This window comes from Agrobacterium larrymoorei (assembly GCF_005145045.1).
In the GTDB taxonomy this organism is placed as follows: domain Bacteria; phylum Pseudomonadota; class Alphaproteobacteria; order Rhizobiales; family Rhizobiaceae; genus Agrobacterium; species Agrobacterium larrymoorei.
Genome location: NZ_CP039691.1, coordinates 2,931,102 through 2,954,316, shown reverse-complemented (window position 1 = coordinate 2,954,316; position 23,215 = coordinate 2,931,102). Strand labels below are relative to the sequence as shown.

Genomic DNA, 23,215 nt, shown 5'->3' with positions numbered 1-23,215 from the left:
GATGGTATCTTCACGATGCGCGAACTTACTGCTTTTTCTGCGACTTGGGGTCGAGCATGATGCGAACCGGTCCGCCACAGCTTTCCAGCTTCGCTTCGCCCGTATTCATCAACACGGTAAGCTTGCAACCGGTAAAGACATTGGTGTCCTGAGACAAAACGACCTGCTTGCCGGAAAGCGTGAAGGTCTGCGACGCCATGTCGAATTCGCCATGGTCGGCGGTGGCTTTTTGCGTACCGGATGTCAGATAGACGGAGTTGTCGACGAAAATCTTGTCGATATCCGCGTTGCCGCTGGCGACAGATGCCGTCTGCTGGCCATCGCCGCTGCTCTTGTAGAGCACGGTCATCTTGCCAGCCTGAAGTGTGGTGGTTCCCTGAACGACCTTGACGTTGCCGGTGAAGTAAGCCTTGCGCTCCTGGTCACGCACCTCGAGCTGGTCGCTTTCGATCGCAATCGGCTGATCGCTTGAAAGCTTCATGCCGTCCATCTTGCTGGTCGTGTTCTGCGCGAATGCGGGGCTTGTCAGCGACGCCAGAAGAATGGCGGCTGCAAAACCGGTGGCCGTGCTGAAATGGGCTGGGCGCGAAATCTGCATCATCTGGGTCGGGCTCTCACTTGCCTGCGTTCTGAATGGTGGATGCAGCAATACGAGCTCGTACCTGCCCCGAAAAAGTAATGGTTTTGCCATTATCTGCTATATGAAGGCTTTCTGCAACAATCGAACCTTCCTGTGTGGTGATGGAAACCGGATCGGTACTATCCATCGTCCCCGCTTTCAGGTCGACATTCGCAGACTGGAATTTGGCTTTTAGGCCATTGCTCAGATTGATGTCAAAAGGCGCGGTCATTTTCAACTTGTTTGTCGCGCGGTCGAAAATGCCTTCCTGCGCCACGACCTGAGCCACGATATCGTTCATCGGAACGGCGGCCAGCACTTTTTCAAGCGTCATGAGGTTAGGGCTGGTAATATCCTGAAGCGCACGGTCGGCATTCATGGAGTAATCGAAACCCTTGTTGTTTCGTCCGGCGAGCGCCGGTTTTTCCATGACGATCTTGCCGTCTTCGATGGTCGCACTCTGTAGCGATACCTCGTCCGGCACCCATGTCCGCGCCAGCGAAACGCCGATGAAAGCGAGCGAAACAAGTGCCGCGGCAACGGGCAGTGCGACTTTCAGCTTTTTTACGCGCGCAGAATGACGCCGAGCCAGAGCGTAGGGATCGGGCAGATTATCCGGCAGCGGAAAACCGGGCGCTGGTTGGCTAAGTCTATCGAGCATTCGTCTGGTCCGGAGGCGAAGCGCACATCTCAAAGTCGTACGGGCAGCCTTCTACGTGTTCATCTCAAGTCTTTGGCACGAAGGCCTTGCCCTGCCAATATGGTTTTTCTCTGAAATAGCGCAAGGGTGGTATTATTTTTATTAAATCCGCGCTTTGGCGGTTCTTGTCCTTGCAAGACCGCGCTACAAGGATCATATGCCCCAGGCTAAAATGCGCTGAATTCAGGCGTCTCTCTTGTTGAAACCTAGGTAATTTCATGGATCAGATGGCAATTGCAGACCGTCGACAGTTGCGCCGCAAGCTGACTTTCTGGCGCGTTGCCGCGGTCTTTCTGGTGGTGGCCGGTATTTTTGCCATCTACCGCTTCGGGTTTGTCGAGCCGCAATTGAGCGCGCGTCCGCATATTGCCAAGATAGAGATCAGCGGCCTCATTCAAGACGATACCGAACTTCTCGAGCGTCTGCAGAAGATTGCCGATAGCGACAGCGCCAAGGGGCTGATCGTTTCCATTTCCTCGCCGGGCGGCACCACCTATGGCGGCGAGCGTATTTTCAAGGCCATCCGCGCGGTGGCTGAGAAGAAGCCGGTCGTTTCCGATGTCCGCACGCTTGCAGCGTCAGCCGGCTACATGATCGCGACGGCAGGCGATACGATTGTTGCGGGCGACACCTCGATCACCGGTTCCATCGGCGTCATCTTCCAATATCCGCAGGTCGGGCCGCTGCTCGATAAGCTCGGCGTTTCGCTGCAGGAAATCAAATCCTCGCCGATGAAGGCAGAGCCATCGCCGTTCCATGAGCCGCCGGAAGAATCCAAGGTCATGATCCGCAGCATGATCATGGACAGCTACAACTGGTTCGTGGATCTCGTGGCCGACCGGCGCAAGCTGCCGCGCGAAGACGTCCTGAAGCTGGCGGACGGATCGATCTTCACCGGTCGTCAGGCGGTCGCGAACAAGCTTGTCGACACGCTGGGCGGCGAAAAGGAGATCAAATCCTATTTCGAGACGCGCGGTCTGGCCAAGGATTTGCCGATTGTCGAATGGACCGCGCCGTCCAAGCGCTCTGCCTTTTCGCTCTTCAGCGTTGCAGGAATTGCTAAAATACTCGGTTTCGATGAGTTTCTGCCCTTCGCAGCGCCTCGCCAGCTGGGTGCCGACAAGTTGTTTCTTGACGGTCTTGTTTCGGTTTGGCAGGTTGATGGCCGTTAAAAATCCAATTCTTTCAGGGGGCAACCGTGATTAAGTCTGAACTGGTGCAGATCGTTGCTGCGCGTAACCCGCACCTTTACCACCGTGACGTGGAAAATATCGTCAACGCGGTTCTCGATGAGATTACGGATGCGCTTGCCGCTGGTAATCGCGTCGAGCTTCGCGGCTTCGGCGCATTCTCCGTCAAGAATCGCCCGTCGCGTTCCGGACGGAACCCACGCACGGGTGAATCTGTTTTTGTCGAAGAAAAGTGGGTTCCATTCTTCAAGACCGGCAAAGAGCTTCGCGAGAGGCTGAACCCCGGCATGGGCGATATCGAAGACGAGGATTGAGCAAATTCGGCTCGAGCCCTTCGGTTGTCTATGTGACGTTCACGCCGATTGTCTGAAGACCCCTAAAGACGGAGTATCCCTGAATGTCGAAAAAGATCGTCAACCTTCTGGTTCTCGTGCCGCTGGCCATCATTCTCGTCATCCTCTGCGTGGCGAACCGGCAGTCGGTAACCTTGGCGCTCAATCCGTTCCGGCCCGACGATACGCTCCTCGCTTTCACGGCACCCTTCTTCGTTTTCATCTTCCTTGCCGTTATTTTCGGTGTGCTTCTTGGCTCCTTCGCCACCTGGGTTTCGCAGGGCAAACACCGCAAGCGTGCGCGCATCGAGGCCAAGGAAGCAATTCGCTGGCATGACGAGGCAACGAAGCAGAAGGCTGCCGCTACTGCCGTCATAGGCTCTCAGGCATCCAACCAACTCGCAGCGAAATAGGTCGCTGCCCACGATAAGTTGGTTGCAGCATTGATCCTTGCCCTTTGATAATATCATGCACTGATGTTATTCGCTTTTCAGCGACACCGGCCAGATCGCGCATGATCTGCCGGTGAAGAACAGAATTTGACGTGGCGGAGCGGATGCATTCATCTTACTGCCGCCTCAGCGACCAGACGTGGAAAGACTTCCGTTGAAGAAGAAAGACAACCGCCCGGGCGCAAAGCCCCGCGCCGGACAGGAGAGCCGCCAGGCGAGACCGGGCAAGCCGCAGCGCCAGAAGGACGCAGCACCCCGCGCCCGCGCGCCGGATTATGTTCGCCCTGCCGCCAATGCGCCGAAGGAAAAAGTTCAGGCAAGTGCTGCGCCCATCGAGCAGGCTCCGCCACGTCCGTTGAAGGAGCGCTCCGGCGCTCTTCCGGGCGAGCAGGTTCCTGTTATTCTCGAGTCGCTCGGCGCGGGTGATTTCCACCTCATCGATAGCGGCAACGGTCTGAAGCTCGAGCAATATGGCGAATACCGGATCGTGCGCCCGGAAGCGCAGGCGCTGTGGCGTCCGAGCCTTGCGGAACGAGTCTGGGAAAATGCGGACGCCATTTTCACCGGCGATACGGATGAAGAGGGCAGTGGCCGCTGGCGTTTTCCCAAGCAAGCACTGGGGGAAACCTGGCCGCTATCGCTGCTGGGCGTCGATTTCCTGGGCCGCTTTACCGCCTTCCGCCATGTTGGTGTCTTCCCGGAACAGATTGTTCACTGGGAATGGCTGAAGCAGACAATCGAGAAATCTGATCGACCGCTCAAGGTCCTCAATCTCTTCGGTTACACCGGTGTTGCCTCGCTGGTTGCCGCCTCCGCCGGTGCCGAGGTGACGCATGTCGATGCCTCGAAGAAGGCCATTGGCTGGGCGCGCGAAAATCAGCAACTGGCAGGTCTCGAAAACGCGCCGATCCGCTGGATTTGCGAAGACGCGATGAAGTTCATCCTGCGCGAAGAACGCCGCGGCAACACCTATGACATCATCCTCACGGACCCGCCGAAATTCGGTCGCGGCACCCATGGCGAGGTCTGGGATCTCTACGATCACCTGCCGCTGATGCTGGATGTCTGCCGCGAAATCCTGTCGCCCAAGGCGCTCGGCTTCGTGCTGACGGCCTATTCCATCCGGGCCAGCTTCTATTCCATGCATGAGCTTATGCGCGAGACGATGCGCGGGGCGGGCGGCGAAGTCGCGTCCGGCGAACTCGTTATTCGCGAAGCAGGCCTCGATGGAAAAACGCCCGGACGCGTGCTTTCAACCTCTCTCTTCAGCCGCTGGGTGCCGAAATGAACGATCGTCATGAAAACGGCCCCCGCCGTGTTGGGCAGGTCAAGGAAGTCACGAGCCTTGCCAACCCCATCATCAAGGACATCAAGAACCTGACGCAGAAGAAGGGTCGCGAAGAGAGCGGCACCTTCATGGCGGAAGGCCTGAAGCTCGTCATCGACGCGCTGGAACTCGGCTGGACCATCCGCACGCTGGTCTATGCCAAGGCTGCCAAGGGCAAGCCGCTGGTGGAACAGGCCGCCGCCAAGACGGTGGCCTCCGGCGGGCTTGTTTTGGAAGTCAGCGAAAAGGTCATCTCCTCCATAACCCGTCGCGATAATCCGCAGATGGTGGTGGGCATTTTCGAACAGAAATGGAAGCCACTGCGGGACATCAGGCCCGCGCAGGGCGAGACCTATGTGGCGCTCGACCGCGTGCGCGATCCCGGCAATCTTGGAACGATTATCCGCACTGCGGACGCCGCTGGCGCTTCCGGCGTGATCCTTGTCGGGGACTGCACCGATCCGTTTTCGCTCGAAACCGTGCGCGCCACCATGGGCTCGGTTTTCGCCATGCCCGTCGCCCGCGCCTCGGTGGATGATTTTCTGAGCTGGAAGAAGCAGGCGGGCGTCAGCGTCGTCGCCACACATCTTGCAGGATCGGTCGATTATCGCACCATCGATTATAAGAAAAAACCCGTCGTTCTTCTGATGGGCAACGAACAATCCGGCCTGCCGCCGGAGCTTTCCTCGCAGGCAGATCAGCTTGCCCGTATTCCGCAGCAGGGTCGCGCCGATTCGCTCAATCTGGCGATTGCGAGCGCAGTTATGCTGTTCGAAGCCCGTCGTCATCTTCTCGAACTCGCACCGGTAAAATAATGGCCAAGACCGCACTTTTTTCGAAGCCCGCTCCGGCCATCGTCTTCATCCTTCTGGCGCTTTTGACGGACCAGATCATCAAGGTTTTGGTGGAGGCCTATCTCCCTTTGCAGGAAATGGTGCCGGTCATCCCGTTTCTGGCGCTCTACCGCACCTATAATCTCGGTGTCGCCTTCTCCATGCTGTCCGGCATGGAGGGATGGTTCATCATCACTATGCGCCTCGTCATCGTCGCCTTCGTCATATGGCTGTGGCGCAAGACGGATGCGGACCGCACCTTCGCCCATCTCGGCTTCGCGCTCATCATTGCGGGCGCGGCAGGCAATATTTTCGACCGCTTCCTGTACGGTCATGTCGTGGACTACATTCTTTTCCACACGGCCACATGGTCGTTCGCGGTCTTCAACTTGGCAGATAGCTTCATCACGGTCGGCGCAGGCTGTGTCATCCTCGATGAAATCCTGCAGGCGGCGTCGTCTCGCAAGAAAGCCAGGAACGATTCTGCGGAAAGCTAAAATTCTAGCGTTCCGGCGAAGCTATTCAAAACCGGTCGCGTGATAATAGTCGTGCCATGAGTGATCTGGCGCGACTGAAAGAACAGCTGACAGATACCTTCGGAGGCCCCGAGGGCGAAGCTCAATCTCTGCCGCAAAACAGTCAGCCAGCATCGCCTGATTTCAGCGAAGATCAGGCCAGATCGCCGTCCAACCAACGCCTTCTCCGTATCTTTGCCTTTCTGTCGGCAATCGGTGCACTCGCCTTCTTCCTAACAGGTTTGCTGAAGCTCAATGCCGGTCTGATGGCGCTTTGCGGGCTGACAGCGCTTGTGGGGCTTACGGGCTTTGCCCACACCGCGTGGCGAAACGCTGTCTCGCGAAACCGCGATGCGCTCGAGGCAAGACTTCAGGAAGAAAAGCAGGTCCGCAATGCAGCCCTGATGGCTGAAATCCATGAGGCGATGGGCGATCTCGTGGTGACCCGCGATATGAACCGTTGCATCGTCCATGCCAATGGCGTGTTTCGTGAAGTGACTGGTTGCGCCGCGCCGGAAGGCAAGAGCTGCGAAGACATCGGCATCGCCTTTCGTCCCGGAGGCAAGCTGCATTGCTACGATGTCGAGATCGCGACGCCTTACGGACAGCGCATCTTTAGCTGGCACGATATCGTAACGCAGGACATTACGAGCAGCAGGCTCGTCATCAGCAGCATCGCGCGGGATGTGACCGAAGAGCGCGCCGCCCTCATCAACCGCGAAGAGGCAAGGCTGCGAGCGGAAAATGCCGATGCTGCCAAGGGCAGGCTGCTCGCCACCGTCAGTCACGAAATCCGCCTGCCGCTATCCGGCATTCTCGGCATGAACCACCTTCTCTCCCAGACGCGGCTGACGCAGGAACAGCGTAACTATCTCGATGGCATGCGCGAATCGGGTCAGGCGCTGGTGCAGCTGGTCGAAGACCTGCTGGATTTCTCCACCATGGAGGTCGGGCGCTTCCGGCTCAATCCGCGCGCGGAGAATCTGCGCCAGCTTATCGAGAGCGTTGTTGAAATGCTGGCCCACCGCGCCCATGAAAAAGGCATCGAGATCGCTTCGTTGGTCGCACCCGATGTGCCGGATTATCTCGATTTCGACCCGGCCAGATTGCGTCAGGTGCTGTTCAATCTCATCGGCAATGCCGTGAAATTCACCCGTGAAGGCGGCGTATTCGTGCATGCCTCCATGGCGCATGGTGAACTGGCCATCTCTGTCGAAGACACCGGCCCCGGCATGAGCCGCGCGGAACAGGTGCGCATCTTCGGCGAGTTCGAACAGGCCGGATCGACCAGACAGCGCAGCAATGGCACAGGCCTCGGGCTTGCCATCTCCGCACGCATCGTTCGCGAATTCGGTGGCGCGCTGACAGTGTCGAGCAAAAAGGGCAAGGGCAGCACGTTCCTGCTCAAATTCCGCCCTGCAATTGCCGGGTCGTCGCGGTTACCTTCGCATCGTCTGGATGTTCTCCAGCAATCAAAAGTCCTTCTGCTCTCTCCGGCGGGCGTCGCGTCCACCGCGACTGCGAAGGCGATCCAGTCCCTTGGCGGTCTCTGCATAGAGGCCTCAACCATCAAGCAACTCGATGCTTTTCAGGCAGAAGGGCAGCTGGGGGCCATTACCGATATCATCATCGACCACCGCGTTGCCTCCACCTTCCGAAAACGGCTTCAGAGCCTTTCTCTCAGTCAGGAAAAGCCTCCCCGCCGCATCCTGCTGGTCAACCCGGAAGAACGCGCCTCTCAGCCGCAGGAAGAATTCGACGCCTGGCTCATTAGGCCACTGCGCGAAAAATCGCTGGTCGATGTTTTGTGCGGTCGTTTGAGAGGGTTGGAACGCCGCGATGCCATCAATGACAACCATCCCGGCTTCAGCTTTTCACCAGCAATCGCGCCTGTGCGCGAAAAGGCGGGAAGATTCCACGAACTGACGGTTCTGGTGGCGGAGGATGATCCGGTCATTGCCCGCATCATCCGCGCGGTGCTGGAAAAATCCGGCTGCAAGGTTCATGCCGTGGACGATTTTACAGCGCTTTCCGAAGCGATATCGGGAACGCTGCCGCTGCCCGATCTGGTCATCTCCGATCTCAATATGCCGGGGGGCGAAGGGCTGGATGTGTTGCCGGATATCAATCACGCGCTTCAAAAGCAGGGCATTCCGCTCATCGTGCTGAGCGCCGACACGAGCGATGCCACCCGCTTTTCCCTAAGCAATTCCGGCATGGATATCGTGTTGCCCAAGCCGGTCGAGCCGAAGCGATTGATCGAGGAAATACTGCGACTGTTTCCTCAAACACGCATTGCCGAGATTTAGCTGACGCTACGTCATTTACGCGGCTAACTGTCACTGTTTTGTCGTCAAGAAGTGATTTATGACGGCCAGATCAAACGGTGGCGGGGCGATTCTCCATGGTCTCGGAAGTTCTTGAACGCAACATAGTCAGCAAAGGCCTGGGCAGCACTGTTTTGCCGGCTGCCGAAAAGCGTGATGACGGTGTTTTTGGCCGTATAGGCTCTCTCGAAACGCGGCTTGCCAGAAACGAGCGCGAAATCGACGCCGCCCAACAGGTGCGCTTCCGCGTCTTCGTTGAAGAAATGGGCGCGAGACTGCCAGCCGAAGCCATGTGGCGCGGACGCGATATCGATGCTTTCGACGCGGTCTGCGACCATCTTCTGGTTCTGGACAATTCTATCGAGGGTGATCCTGAAGACCAGATCGTCGGCACCTACCGGTTGCTGCGCCAGGATACGGCCTTTGCCAATAACGGTTTTTATTCCGCCAGCGAATTCGATATCGACGGCCTGATCGCACGCCATCCCGGCAAGCGCTTCATGGAACTGGGACGCTCCTGCGTGCTGCCGGAATATCGCACGAAGCGGACAATCGAGCTTCTCTGGCAGGGCAACTGGGCCTATGCCGTCAAGCACCGCATGGACGCCATGATCGGCTGCGCTTCCTTCCCCGGCGTCCAGCCGGAAGCCCATGCGCTGGCGCTCTCTTTCCTGCATCACAACTGCTCGGCAAAGAGCGAGTGGTCGGCAAAGGCCTTGCCCGCACTTTATCGCGAAATGGATCTGGTGCCGTCCGAAGCCGTCAATCCACGCAAGGCACTCAACGCCATGCCGCCGCTGATCAAGGCCTATATGCGCATCGGTGCCATGTTCGGTTCCGGTGCCGTGGTAGACCACGCTTTCAACACGACAGACGTGCTGGTCATACTCCCCATCTCCTCCATCGCCGGACGCTACATCAATTATTATGGCGGCGATTCGGAGCGTTTCAACGGGTAATGTGGAAGAGCGATTCAGCCCCCGATATTGCCGAATTCTCGGTTCTTTTCCTTTTGTGTTGTTGAGACATGCTCAGTCTCCTCTGGAGGGATGACCAAATCTGCAAGCTGTCGCATGTCCATTGCTTTTAAATCCTGATGGTTCAGCGGGTCGTTCGCGGATACTTCCACGCTGTTCATCCATCGCAATATCCTATAGAAAAACTTCATGACCAGTTGCCTTTGCTTTAAAAAAACGCAAAGGCAAATTAGAATTGTCGGAAGATGTCGCCAATCGAGTTTTTAGGTGGCGGGGTATAGATTTTTTATATGGATAGTCTCAGAAACGTGCATCTCAACGGACTGCGTGCGGTCGAAGCTGTCGCTCGTCTTGGCTCGCTCCCTGCTGCTGCGCATGAGCTTGGCGTATCCGTCGGCGCAGTCAGTCAACAGGTCATAAAGACTGAGCAGCAACTCGGGTTGAAGCTGTTTGAACGAACAGTCAAAGGCATGGTCGCTACGGAGGCGGCAGAGCCTATCCTGTTCCGTTTGGCAGAAGGTTTCCGGCATATTTCCAGCGCGGTTAGTCATGCGTTGAAGGGCGACGATAAGGTGCTTACAATTTCTGTCGCACCTGTATTCGCAGCCCGTTGGCTTGTGCATCGAATTGCTGCCTTCTCCGAATGCTTTCCGGATATCAGGCTGAGACTGGAGGCGAGTGACCGTCTTGTGGATCCTGTTACATCTGATGTTGATCTATGCATCAGGGTAGGACGTGGACGTTGGGCGGGTGTGCGCGCTGAACTGCTGCATGAGCAGAAGGTCTTTCCGGTTTGCGCTCCAGCGTTAGCTGCAGCCTTGAAAACGAAGGCTGATATTCCAGGTATGCCAACCGTTATCGACGCGCGGGCGATGTTTGGATGGGAAGTCTGGCTGTCTGCTGCCGGTCTGCGAGGCGCGTCCATCCGCCCTAGTCACAGCTTCAGTGAGGCGTCCCTATGCCTGGATGCAGCGTTGGCAGGGCAGGGTATTCTCCTTGCTTGGCAAACCATAGCCTCCCATCATTTGCAGCAGGGTCAACTCGTCGCGCCGTTTGGGCCCGCCGTTAAAACCGGTCTGGCGCATTATTTCGTCACAGCGGAAAACGCCCGTCGCAACGAGAAAGTGGAAGCGTTCAAACGCTGGCTGCGCAGCGAACTGGACAGGGATATGGCTGAGCTCACAAAGGTCGTGCCATTCCTTGATGAGCATTGCTGAAGCTTCCTGTGGGCAGGCAGTTCCGCCGTGTTGTCCTTGAGGAGCAGGCTCTATAGTCTCTGCGCTCGTTTCCCGTAACGCAAAGCAGATACGATCAAGCCATTGACCGACGTTCATTCCACCGCTTCGCTCATTTCCGAAGAGAGCCGCGCATCGGCAACGCCGATGATGGAGCAGTATATCGAGATCAAGGCGAACAATCCCGGTTCGCTGCTGTTCTATCGCATGGGCGATTTCTATGAGCTGTTCTTCGATGATGCGGTGGAGGCCTCGCGTTCCCTTGGTATTACGCTGACCAAGCGCGGCCAGCATATGGGGCAGGATATTCCCATGTGTGGCGTGCCGGTGCACGCGGCGGATGATTATCTGCAAAAGCTCATCCTGCGCGGCTATCGCGTCGCTGTCTGCGAGCAGGTGGAAGACCCGGCGGAAGCCAAGAAGCGCGGCTCGAAATCCGTCGTGCGCCGTGATGTAGTGCGGCTCGTCACCCCCGGTACGCTGACCGAGGAAAAGCTGCTCTCGCCGACGGAATCCAACTACCTCATGGCGCTCGCCCGCATTCGCGGAAGCTCGGAAGCGCAGTTCGCGCTGGCCTGGATCGATATTTCCACCGGTGTTTTTCGCCTCGCGGAAACCACGCTGACGCGGCTGCTGGCCGATATCTGGCGCATCGACCCGCGCGAATTGATCGTCGCCGATAGCCTGTTCCACGATGAGGAATTGCGGCCAACCTTCGATGTCCTGGGTCGCGTTGCAGTGCCGCAGCCAGCCGTGCTGTTCGATAGCGCAACGGCAGAAGGCCGCATCGCGCGTTACTTCAACGTATCGACGCTGGATGGCTTTGGCACCTTCTCCCGCGTTGAACTGGCCGCCGCAGCCGCAGCCGTCGCCTATGTGGAAAAGACGCAGATTGCCGAACGACCACCGCTGGGCGCGCCGGAGCGGGAAAGCTCCGCCTCCACGCTCTTCATCGACCCCGCCACCCGCGCCAATCTGGAATTGACGAAGACCCTTGCCGGTGAGCGCGATGGATCGTTGCTGCACGCCATCAACCGCACGGTGACGGGCGGTGGGGCGCGGCTTCTGGCAGAGCGGCTGATGTCGCCGCTGACAGACCCGGAAAAGATCAATGCCCGGCTCGATGCGGTCGCCTATCTGATCGATGACGTCTCCTTGAGCGATGGCCTGCGCGAAGCGCTGAAGCAGGTGGCGGATATGCCGCGCGCGCTGTCCCGTCTGGCGCTGGACCGTGGCGGCCCGCGCGATCTCGGTGCGATCCGGCAAGGTTTGTTCGCCGCCGCGATGGTCGGCCAGTCGCTCGATCAGGGGCTTTTGCCGGATGAGCTGGCGAATGCTCTGGCCGATCTGAAGGCGTTGCCGACCTCGCTTGAGGCCATGCTTGGCGGAATGCTGGCCGATGATTTGCCGCTTTTGAAGCGCGATGGCGGTTTCGTTCGCGAAGGTTCCAACCCGGAATTGGACGAGGTGCGGGCGCTGCGCGACCAGTCGCGCCGCGTCATCGCTGGGCTTCAACTGCAATATTCGGAAGAGACCGGTATCAAATCGCTGAAGATCAAGCACAACAATGTGCTTGGTTATTTCATCGAAGTGACGGCAGGCAATGCCGATGTGATGACGACGGGTGACGAGGCGAAAGCCCGCTTCATTCACCGCCAGACCATGGCGGGCGCCATGCGCTTCACCACCACCGAACTTGCCGATCTGGAAAGCCGCATCGCCAATGCCGCCGCAAAAGCGCTGACGATGGAATTGCAGGCTTTCGACCAGATGGTGCAGGCCGTCGTTGCGCAGGCTGAAGCGATCAAGGCCGGTTCGCTGGCGCTGGCCGCCATCGACGTCGCGACAAGCCTTGCCTATCTCGCCACCGAACAGGCCTATTGCCGCCCGGCGGTGGATGGCTCCATGACATTTTCAATCCGTGGCGGACGTCATCCCGTCGTAGAGCAGGCCCTGCGCCGTCAGTCCAGCGGTCCCTTCATCGCCAATAATTGCGATCTGTCAGCCAAGAATGGCAATCGCAACGGCGCGATCTGGATGCTGACTGGCCCGAACATGGGCGGTAAATCGACCTTCCTGCGCCAGAATGCGCTGATCGCCATTCTCGCGCAGATCGGCTCCTTCGTGCCTGCGGAAGCCGCGCATATCGGTGTGGTCGACCGTCTGTTCTCCCGCGTCGGTGCATCTGACGATCTGGCGCGTGGTCGCTCCACTTTCATGGTGGAAATGGTGGAAACGGCGGCGATCCTCAATCAGGCGACGGACCGCTCGCTCGTCATCCTGGACGAGATCGGGCGTGGCACGGCGACGTTCGACGGTTTGTCCATTGCATGGGCAACGGTGGAGCATCTGCATGAGGCGAACCGCTGCCGCGGACTTTTCGCCACGCATTTCCACGAACTGACGGTGCTTTCCGAAAAGCTGGGCCGCCTTGCCAACGTCACCATGAAGGTGCGCGAATGGGAAGGCGACGTGATCTTCCTGCACGAGGTCGGGCCGGGTGCGGCGGACCGTTCCTACGGCATTCAGGTCGCCAAGCTCGCAGGGCTTCCCGCTGCCGTGGTGGAGCGTGCCCGTGAGGTTCTGAACCAGCTTGAAGATGCTGATCGCAAGAACCCGGCCAGCCAGCTGATCGATGATCTGCCGCTGTTTCAGGTCGCAGTGCGGCGGGAAGAGACGCGGTCTCAGGGCAATTCCAAGGTGGACGAGGCCTTGAAGGCGCTGAACCCGGATGAGATGACGCCGCGCGAGGCGCTGGACGCGCTCTATGCCCTCAAGAAACAACTTGGCAAGGCTTGATGCATAGACTGCCTGTCCATACTGCTTAAAAATCGTTATAGGGGCTATCCACGAATAGCCTTGTACGGAATGGATATCGGCATCGATGGCCTCTAAGGATCTGGATTTCTCCGCAATACTGGATGTTGCGGCACTCAAGCAGGAATGTGATCTCGTCTTTCAGGGAGATGGGAAGCGCGTCTCCGATGCGCGGTCCGATCTGTTGCCGATCTTCAAGAAGGCCAGCGCCGATGGACGGCAAAAGGCGCGCGAACTGCTGGACGCAGATGGCGGCGGCATTGATTGCGCCCGCCGCATCTCCTGGCTTCAGGATCGTCTGATCGAGGTGCTTTACGATCTTGCCTGCCAGTATGTTTATCCGAAGGATGCGCCACAGGTCGGCATCACTGCCGTCGGCGGCTACGGTCGCGGCACGCTGGCGCCGGGTTCGGATATCGATCTTCTATTTTTGCTACCGGTCAAGAACACGCCGGATATGCACAAGGCCATCGAGTTCATTCTCTATATTCTTTGGGACGTCGGCTTCAAGGTCGGCCATGCCACGAGAACCGTGGATGAGTGCATCAAGCTTTCAAAGGCCGATATGACGATCCGCACGGCCATTCTGGAAATGCGCCCGATCTGCGGAAAGAAGACGCTGGCAGACGAGCTGGAGCGCCGCTTCGAGGCCGAGGTCGTCACCAATAGCGGCCCGGAATTCATTGCCGCCAAGCTTGCTGAGCGCGACCAGCGACACCGCAAGGCGGGCGATACGCGCTATCTGGTGGAGCCGAACGTGAAGGAAGGTAAGGGCGGTCTTCGCGACCTGCACACGCTGTTCTGGATTGCAAAATATTATTACCATGTGCGCGATACAGCCGAACTGGTGAAACTCGGCGTTCTCTCCCGCAGCGAACTCAAGCTGTTCGAAAAGGCGGATGATTTTCTCTGGGCGGTGCGCTGCCAGATGCATTTCATCACGGCTAAGGCGGAAGAGCGGCTGTCCTTCGATATCCAGCGGGAAATTGCTGCTGCGCTGAATTACCAGCCGCGCCCCGGCCTTTCCGCCGTCGAGCGCTTCATGAAGCATTACTTCCTCGTCGCCAAGGATGTGGGGGATCTGACCCGCATTCTCTGCGCAGCGCTTGAGGACCGGCAGGCGAAGGACGTTCCGGGGCTTTCCGGTGTTCTCAGCCGCTTTGCCCACCGCCTGCGCAAAATTCCGGGTTCGACCGAATTCGTCGAGGATCGTGGCCGCATCGCGCTCGCAACCGCTGATGTCTTCCGTAACGATCCCGTCAGCCTCATCCGCCTCTTTCATGTGGCGGATATCAACAATCTCGAACTGCGCCCGGATGCGCTGCGCGTCGTTACCCGTTCGCTGAATCTCATCAATCACGAGCTTCGCGAGAATGAGGAAGCAAATCGGCTGTTTCTGGCGATCCTCACCTCCAAGCGCGATCCGGCTTTGACCCTGCGGCGCATGAACGAGGCGGGCGTGCTGGGCAAGTTCATTCCCGAATTCGGCAAGATCGTCGCGATGATGCAGTTCAACATGTATCATCACTATACGGTGGATGAGCATCTGATCCGCTCGGTTGCCGTGCTTTCGGAAATCGAAAAGGGGCAGGCGGTCGACACGCACCCGTTGGTCAACCAGCTGATGCCAGCTATCGAAGACCGCGAGGCGCTCTACGTTGCGGTGTTGCTGCACGATGTCGCCAAGGGCCGTCAGGAGGATCACTCCATTGCCGGTGCGCGCGTTGCCCGCAAGCTCTGCCAGCGCTTCCGCCTCTCCACCAAGCAGACCGAAACCGTGATGTGGCTGATCGAGCAGCATCTCCTGATGTCCATGGTTGCGCAAACCCGCGATCTGCATGACCGCAAGACGATCACGGATTTTGCCGACAAGGTGCAGTCCATGGAGCGGCTGAAGATGCTGCTGATCCTCACCGTCTGCGATATCCGCGCCGTTGGCCCGGATGTCTGGAACGGCTGGAAGGGCCAACTGCTGCGCACGCTTTATTATGAAACCGAGCTTCTGCTATCTGGTGGTTTCTCAGAAAGCTCGCGCAAGGAACGCGCCAAGATCGCCCGCCAGCGCCTATACGATGCGCTGGACGATTGGGGCCAGAAGGCGCGGCGCAAATACAGCAATCTGCATTACGACGCCTACCTCTTGTCGGTGGACCTGCAAGACCAGATCCGCCACACGCGCTTTCTGCGCGAGGCGGACAAGCAGGAAAAGGCGCTGGCCACCATGGTCCGCACCCACTCCTTCCACGCGATTACGGAAATCACCATCGTCGCGCCCGACCATCCGCGCCTGCTGTCCATCATCACCGGTGCATGCTCGGCGGCAGGCGCCAACATTGCGGATGCGCAGATTTTCACCACGTCGGATGGCCGCGCGCTCGATACGATCCTCATCAACCGCGAATTCCCCATCGATGAGGACGAGACGCGCCGCGCCAACAATATCGGCAAGCTGATCGAGGAAGTTCTGGCGGGCAAGAAGCGCTTGCCGGAAATCATCGCCAACCGCACCAAGAGCCGCAAGAAGAGCAAGACCTTCAACATTCCGCCATCGGTCACCATCTCCAACGGGCTCTCCAACAAGTTCACCGTCATCGAGGTGGAATGCCTCGACCGGCCCGGCCTGCTTGCGGATATGACGGCAGTGCTGGCCGATCTTTCGCTCGATATCGCTTCTGCGCGCATCACCACCTTCGGTGAGAAGGTCATCGATACCTTCTATGTCACCGATCTCTTCGGGCAGAAAGTGATGACCGATAACAGGCAGTCCAACATTGCCCATCGGCTGAAAGCGGCAATGACCGAGCAGGAAGACGAACTGCGCGACCGCATGCCATCCGGCATCATCGCGCATCCAGATGTCGCAGCGCTGCCCGCCGCGCGCACCGCAAAGGCTTGAGTTCAGCATGGGTTTGATTGCCAAATTCGCCACCGTCGGCACGGCGACGCTTGGAAGCCGCCTGTTCGGCTTCATCCGCGAAACCCTGATGGCCGCAGCCGTCGGCACGGGGCCGGTGGCGGATGCCTTCAATGCGGCCTTCCGTTTTCCCAACACCTTCCGCCGCCTGTTCGCGGAGGGTGCGTTCAACTCCGCTTTCGTGCCGCTCTTCGCCAAGGAAATCGAAGCGAACGGCATGGAGGGCGCGCGCCGCTTTTCTGAAGAGGTCTTCGGCGTTCTTTTCACTGTGTTGATGGCGCTGACGATCCTGATGGAAGTCTCGATGCCCTTCATCGTGCGAACGGTGATTGCGCCGGGCTTCGTGGAAGACCCGACGAAGTTCAACAACACGGTTCATCTCGCCACCATCATGTTCCCTTATCTCGCCTGCATGTCGCTGGCGGCGATGATGGGTGGAATGCTGAACTCGCTGCATCGCTATTTTGCGGCGGCAATTGCGCCTGTTTTCCTCAACATCATTCTGATCGGCGTGCTGGGCCTTGCCTGGTGGAAAAATTACGATCCGCTTCAGGTCGGCTATGCGCTTTCCTGGGGCGTTATGGCGGCGGGCTTCGTGCAGCTGGCCATCGTCTGGATTGCCGTGCGTCATGCGGGCATCAAGATCGGCTTTCGCCGCCCGAAAATGACGAGCAACGTCAAGCGCCTGCTGGTGCTGGCGCTTCCCGCGGCGATTACCGGTGGCATCACGCAGATCAACCTCCTGATCAACACCAACATCGCCTCCGGTGGTGAAGGCGTGATCTCGTCGCTTGCCTATGCGGATCGCATCTACCAGCTGCCGCTCGGCGTCGTCGGCATCGCAGTCGCCACCGTGCTTCTGCCGGAACTGGCGCGGGCTCTGCGCGGCGGCCATCAGGTGGAGGCGGCCAATTTGCAGAACCGCTCCGTCGAATTCGTGCTTTTCCTCACGCTTCCTGCCGCCGCCGCTCTGCTGGTCATGGCCGAACCGATTGTCCGCTTCCTCTATGAGCGCGGCAACTTCTCGCCTTCTGCCACCATCACAGTCTCGCAGATCCTCGGCATTTACGGCCTCGGCCTGCCCGCCTTCGTGCTTATTAAAGCTTTCATCCCCGGTTTCTTCGCCCGCGAGGATACCCGCACGCCGATGATCTTCGCTGCCATCTCGGTCGTCGTGAACGTGTCGCTGGCATTGACGCTCTTCCCCTCCTACGGTGGACCGGGCATCGCCACGGCAGAAATCACCGCTGGCTGGGTCAACGCCGCGCTTCTCTTCGGCATGTTGCTGTGGCGCGGTCACTGGAAACTCGACATTCCGCTTTTGACCCGTATCCCGCGCCTCGTGCTTGCCGCAGGCATCATGGCGGTGGCGATCCATTATGCGCTTGGATATCTGTCGCATGAACTCTCATCCGCCTCCAATCTGGCGGTGCGCGCAGCGTCCATTCTCGGCCTCGTCTTCGGCGCTATGATCATCTATTTCGGCGCGGCTTTCGCCTCCGGTGGGGCGAGCCTTGGCATGGTCAAGCGTGGCCTGAAGCGTCGCGGGGCCAAGAAGGAAACTGAGGATCAGGTCTCGGAAACCCCTTGATTGCAGCGGTTTCCGGGTGCATAAGCCCCTCCAAATTTGAAACCCAAATTAACACGCGGGGCAAGGCCCTCCACAAGCCTTCGAGGACGATCATGAACGCATTCAAGCCGCTGGTTTTCTCCGGTGTCCAGCCGACCGGAAACCTTCATCTCGGCAACTATCTCGGTGCCATCCGCAAATTCGTGGCGTTGCAGGAAGACAATGACTGCATTTATTGCGTGGTCGATATGCATGCCATCACCGCGCAGCTCGTCCATTCGGACCTGAAGGCGCAGACGCGTTCCATCGCCGCCGCCTTCATCGCGGCGGGCATCGACCCGGTCAAGCACATCGTCTTCAACCAGTCCGCCGTGCCGCAGCATGCGGAACTCGCATGGGTATTCAATTGTGTTGCGCGCATCGGCTGGATGGAGCGCATGACCCAGTTCAAGGACAAGTCCGGCAAGAATGCCGAGCAGGTTTCGCTCGGTCTGCTCGCCTATCCAAGCCTGATGGCGGCGGATATTCTGGTTTACCGCGCAACCCACGTCCCTGTGGGGGATGATCAGAAGCAGCATCTGGAACTGGCGCGCGATATCGCCCAAAAGTTCAACATCGATTTCAGCGATCATATTCGCAAGGCTGGTCTCGGCCTCGATATCACCGTCGGTGACGAGCCGGTTCACGCCTATTTCCCCATGGTCGAGCCGCTGATCGGAGGCCCTGCACCGCGCGTCATGTCCCTGAAGGACGGCACGAAGAAGATGTCGAAGTCCGACCCATCGGATTTGTCGCGCATCAACTTGATGGACGATGTCGATGCGATCTCGAAGAAGATCAAGAAGGCGAAGACCGATCCGGACGCCCTGCCAAGCGAAGTGGACGGTCTGAAGGGTCGTGCGGAAGCGGAAAACCTCGTCGGTATCTATGCCGCACTCTCCGACAAGACCAAGGCGGATGTGCTGGCCGAATTCGGTGGCCAGCAGTTCTCCGCCTTCAAGCCTGCGCTGGTCGATCTCGCGGTTAACGTGCTTGCCCCCATCAATGGTGAGATGCGCCGCCTGCTGGACGATGTCTCTCACATCGACGCGATCTTGAAGGATGGCGGGGAGCGTGCTGGAGCCATCGCGCAAAAGACGATGGACGAAGTTCGCGATATAATAGGTTTCCTTCGCTGATTTTCACCGCTTCTCGTCAATCACGAGGAGCGGTTTTCCATTTCCTTCATTTGCTATAAGCTCCGGCCAAACTGACGGGCGGCGTGTCGTCCCACGTCGGAAACAGGGAGTATCGAATGGTCTCAAAACGGCTGTCGCGTCTGGAAGGGCACAGGCGCAAGTTTCTGGCGGTTATCGATGGAACGCCGGAATGTGAAAGGGCCGTGCACTATGCCGGTCGCCGTGCCAAGAATTCCAATGGCGGCCTCGTTCTGCTTTTCGTGATTCCCGAAGGCGATTTCCAGCAATGGCTGGGCGTGGAACAGATCATGCGCGCCGAAGCGCAGGAAGAGGCGGAAGCCTCGCTTGCCAAGGTGGCACAGAAAGTGCGCGAGACGGTGGGTATCGAGCCCGAAGCTGTGATCCGCGAAGGCAATGCCGCCGAGCAAATTCACGGCCTGATCGAAGAAGACCGCGATATCGCCATTCTGGTGCTGGCCGCCGGTTCCACCAAGGAAGGGCCGGGGCCGCTCGTGTCATCCATCGCTGGACGCGGCGCTGCTTTCCCTATCCCTGTCACTGTCCTGCCGGATACGCTGACGGATGAGGAAATCGACGCGCTCTGCTAATATGCCGTGACAGCCTGCTGAAATTCTATTCGGCATTGGCTTGAAACGGGTGTAAAGCAAAGCGTCAGATTTCTTGAATGTGATTGTCATGTCAGGACTTGAAGTCGCTCTTCGTCCGGCATATTTTGGAAGAATTCTAAATTACGAGGCGCCAGACCCTTGAACTCTGGTTGCTCCCTCGAAGGAGATCGAAATGTTCATTCAAACGGAATCCACGCCGAACCCGTCGACGCTGAAGTTCCTGCCCGGCAAGGTCGTTCTGGAAAGCGGAACGGCGGAATTCCTGAATGCGAAGCAGGCCGAGGCCTCGCCGCTGGCTGCCGTGCTGTTCGAAATTCCGGGCGTCACCGGCGTCTATTACGGTTTCGATTTCATCACCGTCACCAAGGACGGTGCCGAGTGGCAGCACCTGAAGCCCGCGATCCTCGGTTCGATCATGGAACACTTCATGTCCGGCCGCCCGCTGATGGGCACCGCCGTTCATGCCGAGATTTCCGATGAGGAGGAAGAATTCTTTGAAGAGGGCGATGAAACCATCGTCGCCACCATCAAGGAACTGCTGGAAACCCGCGTCCGCCCCGCTGTTGCTCAAGATGGCGGCGACATCACCTTCCGCGGCTTCCGCGATGGCACGGTGTTCCTCAACATGAAGGGCGCCTGCTCCGGCTGCCCGTCCTCCACCGCGACGCTGAAGCACGGCGTGCAGAACCTGCTGCGGCATTTCGTGCCGGAAGTGCAAGAGGTTGAGGCTGTCTGATAGCGGGAAGCCACCTCGGCTGATTGAGCCTTGGGGGCCCTTCGCATTCCGTCATGCTCGGGCTTGTCCCGAGCATCTGCTGCCGTAGCAACCGTCTCGACGTGGGTGGATCCTCGGGTCAAGCCCGAGGATGACGCGGAGGGTGGGTGTGCTGCTCGTCTCACATCCCTGACTGGACCTAAAGGATGTCTCAGTCAGATGGGCGTGGGTGTGGATGCCATCCGTCAGCTACGGCAATTATGTTTATGCGTGAAATACGGCTCTCCAAATGATCGTTCTTTCCATTGATACTTCCGGCGTAGATTGTTCCGCCTGCATCTATGACAGCACGGCAGACACGGTACTCGGCGAAGTCACCGAAAATATCGGCAAGGGCCATGCTGAATTGCTGATGGGTATCATCGAAGGCGCGCTTGCACAGGCGGGCGTCAGTCTCGATGCCGTCGAGCGGATCGCCGTCACCATCGGTCCCGGTTCCTTCACCGGCATTCGCGTTGGTGTTGCCGCTGCGCGCGGATTTGCGCTGTCGCTTGGCGTAGAAGCAGTGGGCGTGACCACGCTGGAGACGCTGGCCACCCATCATTTGCGGGATAATCCGGGTCAGGCCGTGGCGGTTGGTCTCGATGCCAAGCGGGACGAATGTTACCTGCAGATGTTTTCCGCAGAAGGCGCGCCTCTTACAGAAGCGGCACTCCTGTCTCTGGACGACGCGAAGTCGATGCTTTCCGGGTTCGATGGTGTCATAATCGGCTCCGCTGCCCCGCTCTTCGCTGGTGATAAAACAGGCTCCGGCCCGGATCATTTCCCCATCGCAACGGTCGCGCGTGTCGGTGCGAAAAAGGAGAGGGGCCAGCCCAAACCCGCGCCGCTTTATCTGCGCGGACCGGATGCCCGCCCACAGTCAGGATTTGCACTGGAACGTCAACCGCTGGCCTGATAGGCCGATTCGATCTTCAAGGCGGATGATTCCCTTAAAATGTTCGACGACTATCTGAGCTGGAAACCCTATTTCGAAATCGTGCCCATGGCGCACGAGGATTGCGCTGACGTTGCGGAACTGCACGGTTTGCGCTTCCCCCAGCCTTGGAACGATGGTGAATTCAGCGGGCTTCTTTCGCAAAAGAGCGTCTTCGGCGCAGTTGCCCGCCAGACCAATGCTTTCTTCAGCAAACCGCTCGGCGGCTTCGTGCTTTCCCGTGAGGCCGGGGGCGAAGCGGAAATCCTGACCATTGCCGTCAGCGAGAAATTCGGTCGCGCAGGGCTTGGCTGGCGGCTGATGCAGGCGGCCATGCGTGAGGCTGCGATGCGCGGGGCGGAGACGATGTTTCTGGAAGTGGATGGCGGCAATGCATCCGCTATCGGCCTTTACAAGAAACTGGGCTTCAGGACGGTGGCGGAACGCAAGGCCTATTACACGGCGAAAGATGGGACAAAGTCCACGGCGCTTGTCATGCGGCGCGATCTTCGCTAACTCCCCTATAGTGACAATATCCGGCGTTTCCTGGCGCCGAACCAACGCAGCATCTGAAGGCCTGATAAAGTGGTAGACCTTTCGAAAACGCTTGAAGAATTATGTGCGGAGCGCGGCATGCGCATGACCGACCAGCGGCGCGTCATTGCCCGCGTTCTTCAGGAGTCCGAGGATCATCCTGACGTCGAGGAGCTTTATCGCCGCTCCTCCGCCGTCGATCCGAAAATATCGATTTCAACGGTTTACCGCACCGTGAAGCTGTTCGAAGACACCGGTATCATCGAGCGCCATGATTTTCGCGATGGTCGTTCGCGCTATGAAACCGTGCCCGAAGAGCATCACGATCACCTGATCGATCTCAAGAACGGTGTCGTCATCGAGTTTCGCTCCGCCGAGATCGAGGCGCTTCAGGAAAAGATCGCACGCGAACACGGTTTCAAACTGGTCGATCACCGGCTTGAACTCTACGGCGTTCCGCTGAAACCAGAAGAACGCTGAGGCTTCAATCGATGTCACGGAGCACCGATGCGATGACGTGGCTTCGAATAGTCTACATGCTTCTTCTTCTGTCCGTGGTGACGCTGGTGCTGCTGCCAGCGCAACTCGTGGGTCTTTATTTCGACCTGCCGATCCGCCGCAGGATTCCGCGTTTGTGGCATCAGGTCGCCTGCCACGCGCTCGGCATCAAGGTCCATGTTCATGGCAGGCTGGAAGCGGCAAAGCCGCTTTTGCTCGTCGCCAACCATGTGTCCTGGAAGGACATCATGGTGCTGGGCAGCGTGGCGGATGTCGCCTTCATCGCCAAGACCGAAGTGCGCGACTGGCCGATTTTCGGCTGGCTGGCCCGTCTGCAAAAGACCATCTTCGTCGCGCGCGATCAAAAACGCCATGCCGGGACGCAGGTGAACGAGATCGCCGAACGGCTGGCGGGTGATGAAATCGTCGTGCTGTTTCCGGAAGGTACGACATCGGATGGCAACCGCCTTTTGCCGATCAAATCCTCCCTCTTCGGTGCGGCATCCAGCGCGGCAGATCAGGTGCCCGGCCAACTCGTCCACGTCCAGCCGGTGGCGATTGCCTATACCGGCATTCAGGGTGTGGCGATGGGCCGCTATCACAGGCCCGTTGCCGCCTGGCCGGGCAGCATCGCGCTGGTGCCGTCTTTGATGGGGCTTATGAAAGCCGGGGCAATCGATGTCGACGTGACCTTTGGCGAGACGACGCCGTTCCGTAAAGGCGATAATCGCAAGGCACTCAGCATCCAGACGACAATGGATTTGCGGACCATGCTGAATTTCAGCCTGCGCGGTGGCTGGCGAAAGTAACGCTACAAGGCCCGCATTTCTTGCATTTTTCTATTTAACTGGTGACTGAAAATCATTAGATACGCCCT

Annotated in this window: 22 protein-coding genes; 19 read left to right on the top strand and 3 right to left on the bottom strand. The window is 58.5% G+C overall.

The window, feature by feature from the left end:
* Positions 1-25: 25 nt before the first annotated feature.
* Positions 26-601: an LptA/OstA family protein gene (locus CFBP5473_RS14280; protein WP_027674468.1), complete on the bottom strand. Its 576-nt coding sequence runs from the start codon at positions 599-601 to the stop codon at positions 26-28.
* 13 nt (positions 602-614) lie between these two features.
* Positions 615-1,280: an LPS export ABC transporter periplasmic protein LptC gene (gene lptC / locus CFBP5473_RS14275; RefSeq protein WP_027674467.1), complete on the bottom strand. Its 666-nt coding sequence runs from the start codon at positions 1,278-1,280 to the stop codon at positions 615-617.
* A gap of 257 nt (positions 1,281-1,537) precedes the next feature.
* On the opposite strand from lptC, the gene sppA reads away from it, so the two are divergent.
* The 8 genes from sppA to olsB all read left to right on the top strand — a co-directional run bounded on the left by sppA (position 1,538) and on the right by olsB (position 9,254).
* Positions 1,538-2,491, top strand: a complete 954-nt coding sequence (gene sppA, locus CFBP5473_RS14270; protein WP_027674466.1) for a signal peptide peptidase SppA — start codon at positions 1,538-1,540, stop codon at positions 2,489-2,491.
* Between the two features lie 26 nt (positions 2,492-2,517).
* A complete protein-coding gene (locus tag CFBP5473_RS14265) occupies positions 2,518-2,823 on the top strand; it encodes an integration host factor subunit beta (protein WP_027674465.1) in 306 nt (101 codons plus the stop codon).
* An 83-nt stretch (positions 2,824-2,906) separates the two neighbouring features.
* On the top strand, positions 2,907-3,254 hold the full coding sequence (locus CFBP5473_RS14260) for a lipopolysaccharide assembly protein LapA domain-containing protein (protein WP_027674464.1): 348 nt from the start codon (positions 2,907-2,909) through the stop codon (positions 3,252-3,254).
* A 193-nt stretch (positions 3,255-3,447) separates the two neighbouring features.
* Complete coding sequence (locus CFBP5473_RS14255; protein WP_027674463.1) at positions 3,448-4,581, top strand: class I SAM-dependent rRNA methyltransferase; 1,134 nt, start codon at positions 3,448-3,450, stop codon at positions 4,579-4,581.
* Positions 4,578-5,435: a TrmH family RNA methyltransferase gene (locus CFBP5473_RS14250; protein WP_027674462.1), complete on the top strand. Its 858-nt coding sequence runs from the start codon at positions 4,578-4,580 to the stop codon at positions 5,433-5,435. The genes CFBP5473_RS14255 and CFBP5473_RS14250 overlap by 4 nt, the downstream gene beginning before the upstream one ends.
* Positions 5,435-5,950 carry a signal peptidase II gene (gene lspA, locus CFBP5473_RS14245; protein ID WP_027674461.1) on the top strand — a complete coding sequence of 172 codons (516 nt, stop codon included), beginning with the start codon at positions 5,435-5,437 and terminating at the stop codon, positions 5,948-5,950. Before CFBP5473_RS14250 ends, lspA begins: the two co-directional genes overlap by 1 nt.
* Positions 5,951-6,006: 56 nt before the next feature.
* A complete protein-coding gene (locus CFBP5473_RS14240; RefSeq protein ID WP_027674460.1) occupies positions 6,007-8,277 on the top strand; it encodes a PAS domain-containing hybrid sensor histidine kinase/response regulator in 2,271 nt (756 codons plus the stop codon).
* 95 nt (positions 8,278-8,372) lie between these two features.
* Positions 8,373-9,254 carry a l-ornithine N(alpha)-acyltransferase gene (gene olsB, locus CFBP5473_RS14235; RefSeq protein WP_027674459.1) on the top strand — a complete coding sequence of 294 codons (882 nt, stop codon included), beginning with the start codon at positions 8,373-8,375 and terminating at the stop codon, positions 9,252-9,254.
* A 14-nt stretch (positions 9,255-9,268) separates the two neighbouring features.
* Here the strand turns inward: olsB and CFBP5473_RS25095 are convergent, their stop codons facing one another.
* Complete coding sequence (locus CFBP5473_RS25095) at positions 9,269-9,433, bottom strand: hypothetical protein (protein ID WP_157835794.1); 165 nt, start codon at positions 9,431-9,433, stop codon at positions 9,269-9,271.
* Between the two features lie 129 nt (positions 9,434-9,562).
* Between CFBP5473_RS25095 and CFBP5473_RS14230 the strand changes: the two genes are divergently transcribed.
* The 11 genes from CFBP5473_RS14230 to olsA all read left to right on the top strand — a co-directional run bounded on the left by CFBP5473_RS14230 (position 9,563) and on the right by olsA (position 23,147).
* Positions 9,563-10,489, top strand: coding sequence for a LysR substrate-binding domain-containing protein (locus tag CFBP5473_RS14230; RefSeq protein ID WP_027674457.1), 927 nt, complete (start codon positions 9,563-9,565; stop codon positions 10,487-10,489).
* A 165-nt stretch (positions 10,490-10,654) separates the two neighbouring features.
* Positions 10,655-13,306, top strand: a complete 2,652-nt coding sequence (gene mutS, locus CFBP5473_RS14225) for a DNA mismatch repair protein MutS (protein WP_106389354.1) — start codon at positions 10,655-10,657, stop codon at positions 13,304-13,306.
* Positions 13,307-13,391: 85 nt separating this feature from the next.
* Positions 13,392-16,220: a [protein-PII] uridylyltransferase gene (locus CFBP5473_RS14220; protein WP_027674455.1), complete on the top strand. Its 2,829-nt coding sequence runs from the start codon at positions 13,392-13,394 to the stop codon at positions 16,218-16,220.
* Between the two features lie 7 nt (positions 16,221-16,227).
* Positions 16,228-17,829, top strand: a complete 1,602-nt coding sequence (gene murJ / locus CFBP5473_RS14215) for a murein biosynthesis integral membrane protein MurJ (protein WP_027674454.1) — start codon at positions 16,228-16,230, stop codon at positions 17,827-17,829.
* 92 nt (positions 17,830-17,921) lie between these two features.
* Positions 17,922-18,986 (top strand): tryptophan--tRNA ligase, encoded by a 1,065-nt coding sequence (gene trpS / locus CFBP5473_RS14210; protein WP_027674453.1) that lies wholly within the window; start codon positions 17,922-17,924, stop codon positions 18,984-18,986.
* A gap of 116 nt (positions 18,987-19,102) precedes the next feature.
* Positions 19,103-19,594 carry a universal stress protein gene (locus tag CFBP5473_RS14205; RefSeq protein ID WP_027674452.1) on the top strand — a complete coding sequence of 164 codons (492 nt, stop codon included), beginning with the start codon at positions 19,103-19,105 and terminating at the stop codon, positions 19,592-19,594.
* Positions 19,595-19,787: 193 nt separating this feature from the next.
* The gene (locus tag CFBP5473_RS14200) at positions 19,788-20,351 is read left to right on the top strand and encodes a NifU family protein (protein ID WP_027674451.1); all 564 of its coding nucleotides are present in this window, start codon (positions 19,788-19,790) and stop codon (positions 20,349-20,351) included.
* A 268-nt stretch (positions 20,352-20,619) separates the two neighbouring features.
* Positions 20,620-21,288, top strand: a complete 669-nt coding sequence (tsaB, locus tag CFBP5473_RS14195) for a tRNA (adenosine(37)-N6)-threonylcarbamoyltransferase complex dimerization subunit type 1 TsaB (RefSeq protein WP_027674450.1) — start codon at positions 20,620-20,622, stop codon at positions 21,286-21,288.
* Positions 21,289-21,327: 39 nt separating this feature from the next.
* Positions 21,328-21,822 (top strand): GNAT family N-acetyltransferase, encoded by a 495-nt coding sequence (locus CFBP5473_RS14190; protein WP_027674449.1) that lies wholly within the window; start codon positions 21,328-21,330, stop codon positions 21,820-21,822.
* Positions 21,823-21,891: 69 nt separating this feature from the next.
* Positions 21,892-22,320 carry a Fur family transcriptional regulator gene (locus CFBP5473_RS14185; RefSeq protein WP_027674448.1) on the top strand — a complete coding sequence of 143 codons (429 nt, stop codon included), beginning with the start codon at positions 21,892-21,894 and terminating at the stop codon, positions 22,318-22,320.
* 32 nt (positions 22,321-22,352) lie between these two features.
* Positions 22,353-23,147, top strand: coding sequence for a lyso-ornithine lipid O-acyltransferase (olsA, locus tag CFBP5473_RS14180; protein WP_027674447.1), 795 nt, complete (start codon positions 22,353-22,355; stop codon positions 23,145-23,147).
* The last annotated feature ends 68 nt before the right edge of the window (positions 23,148-23,215 follow it).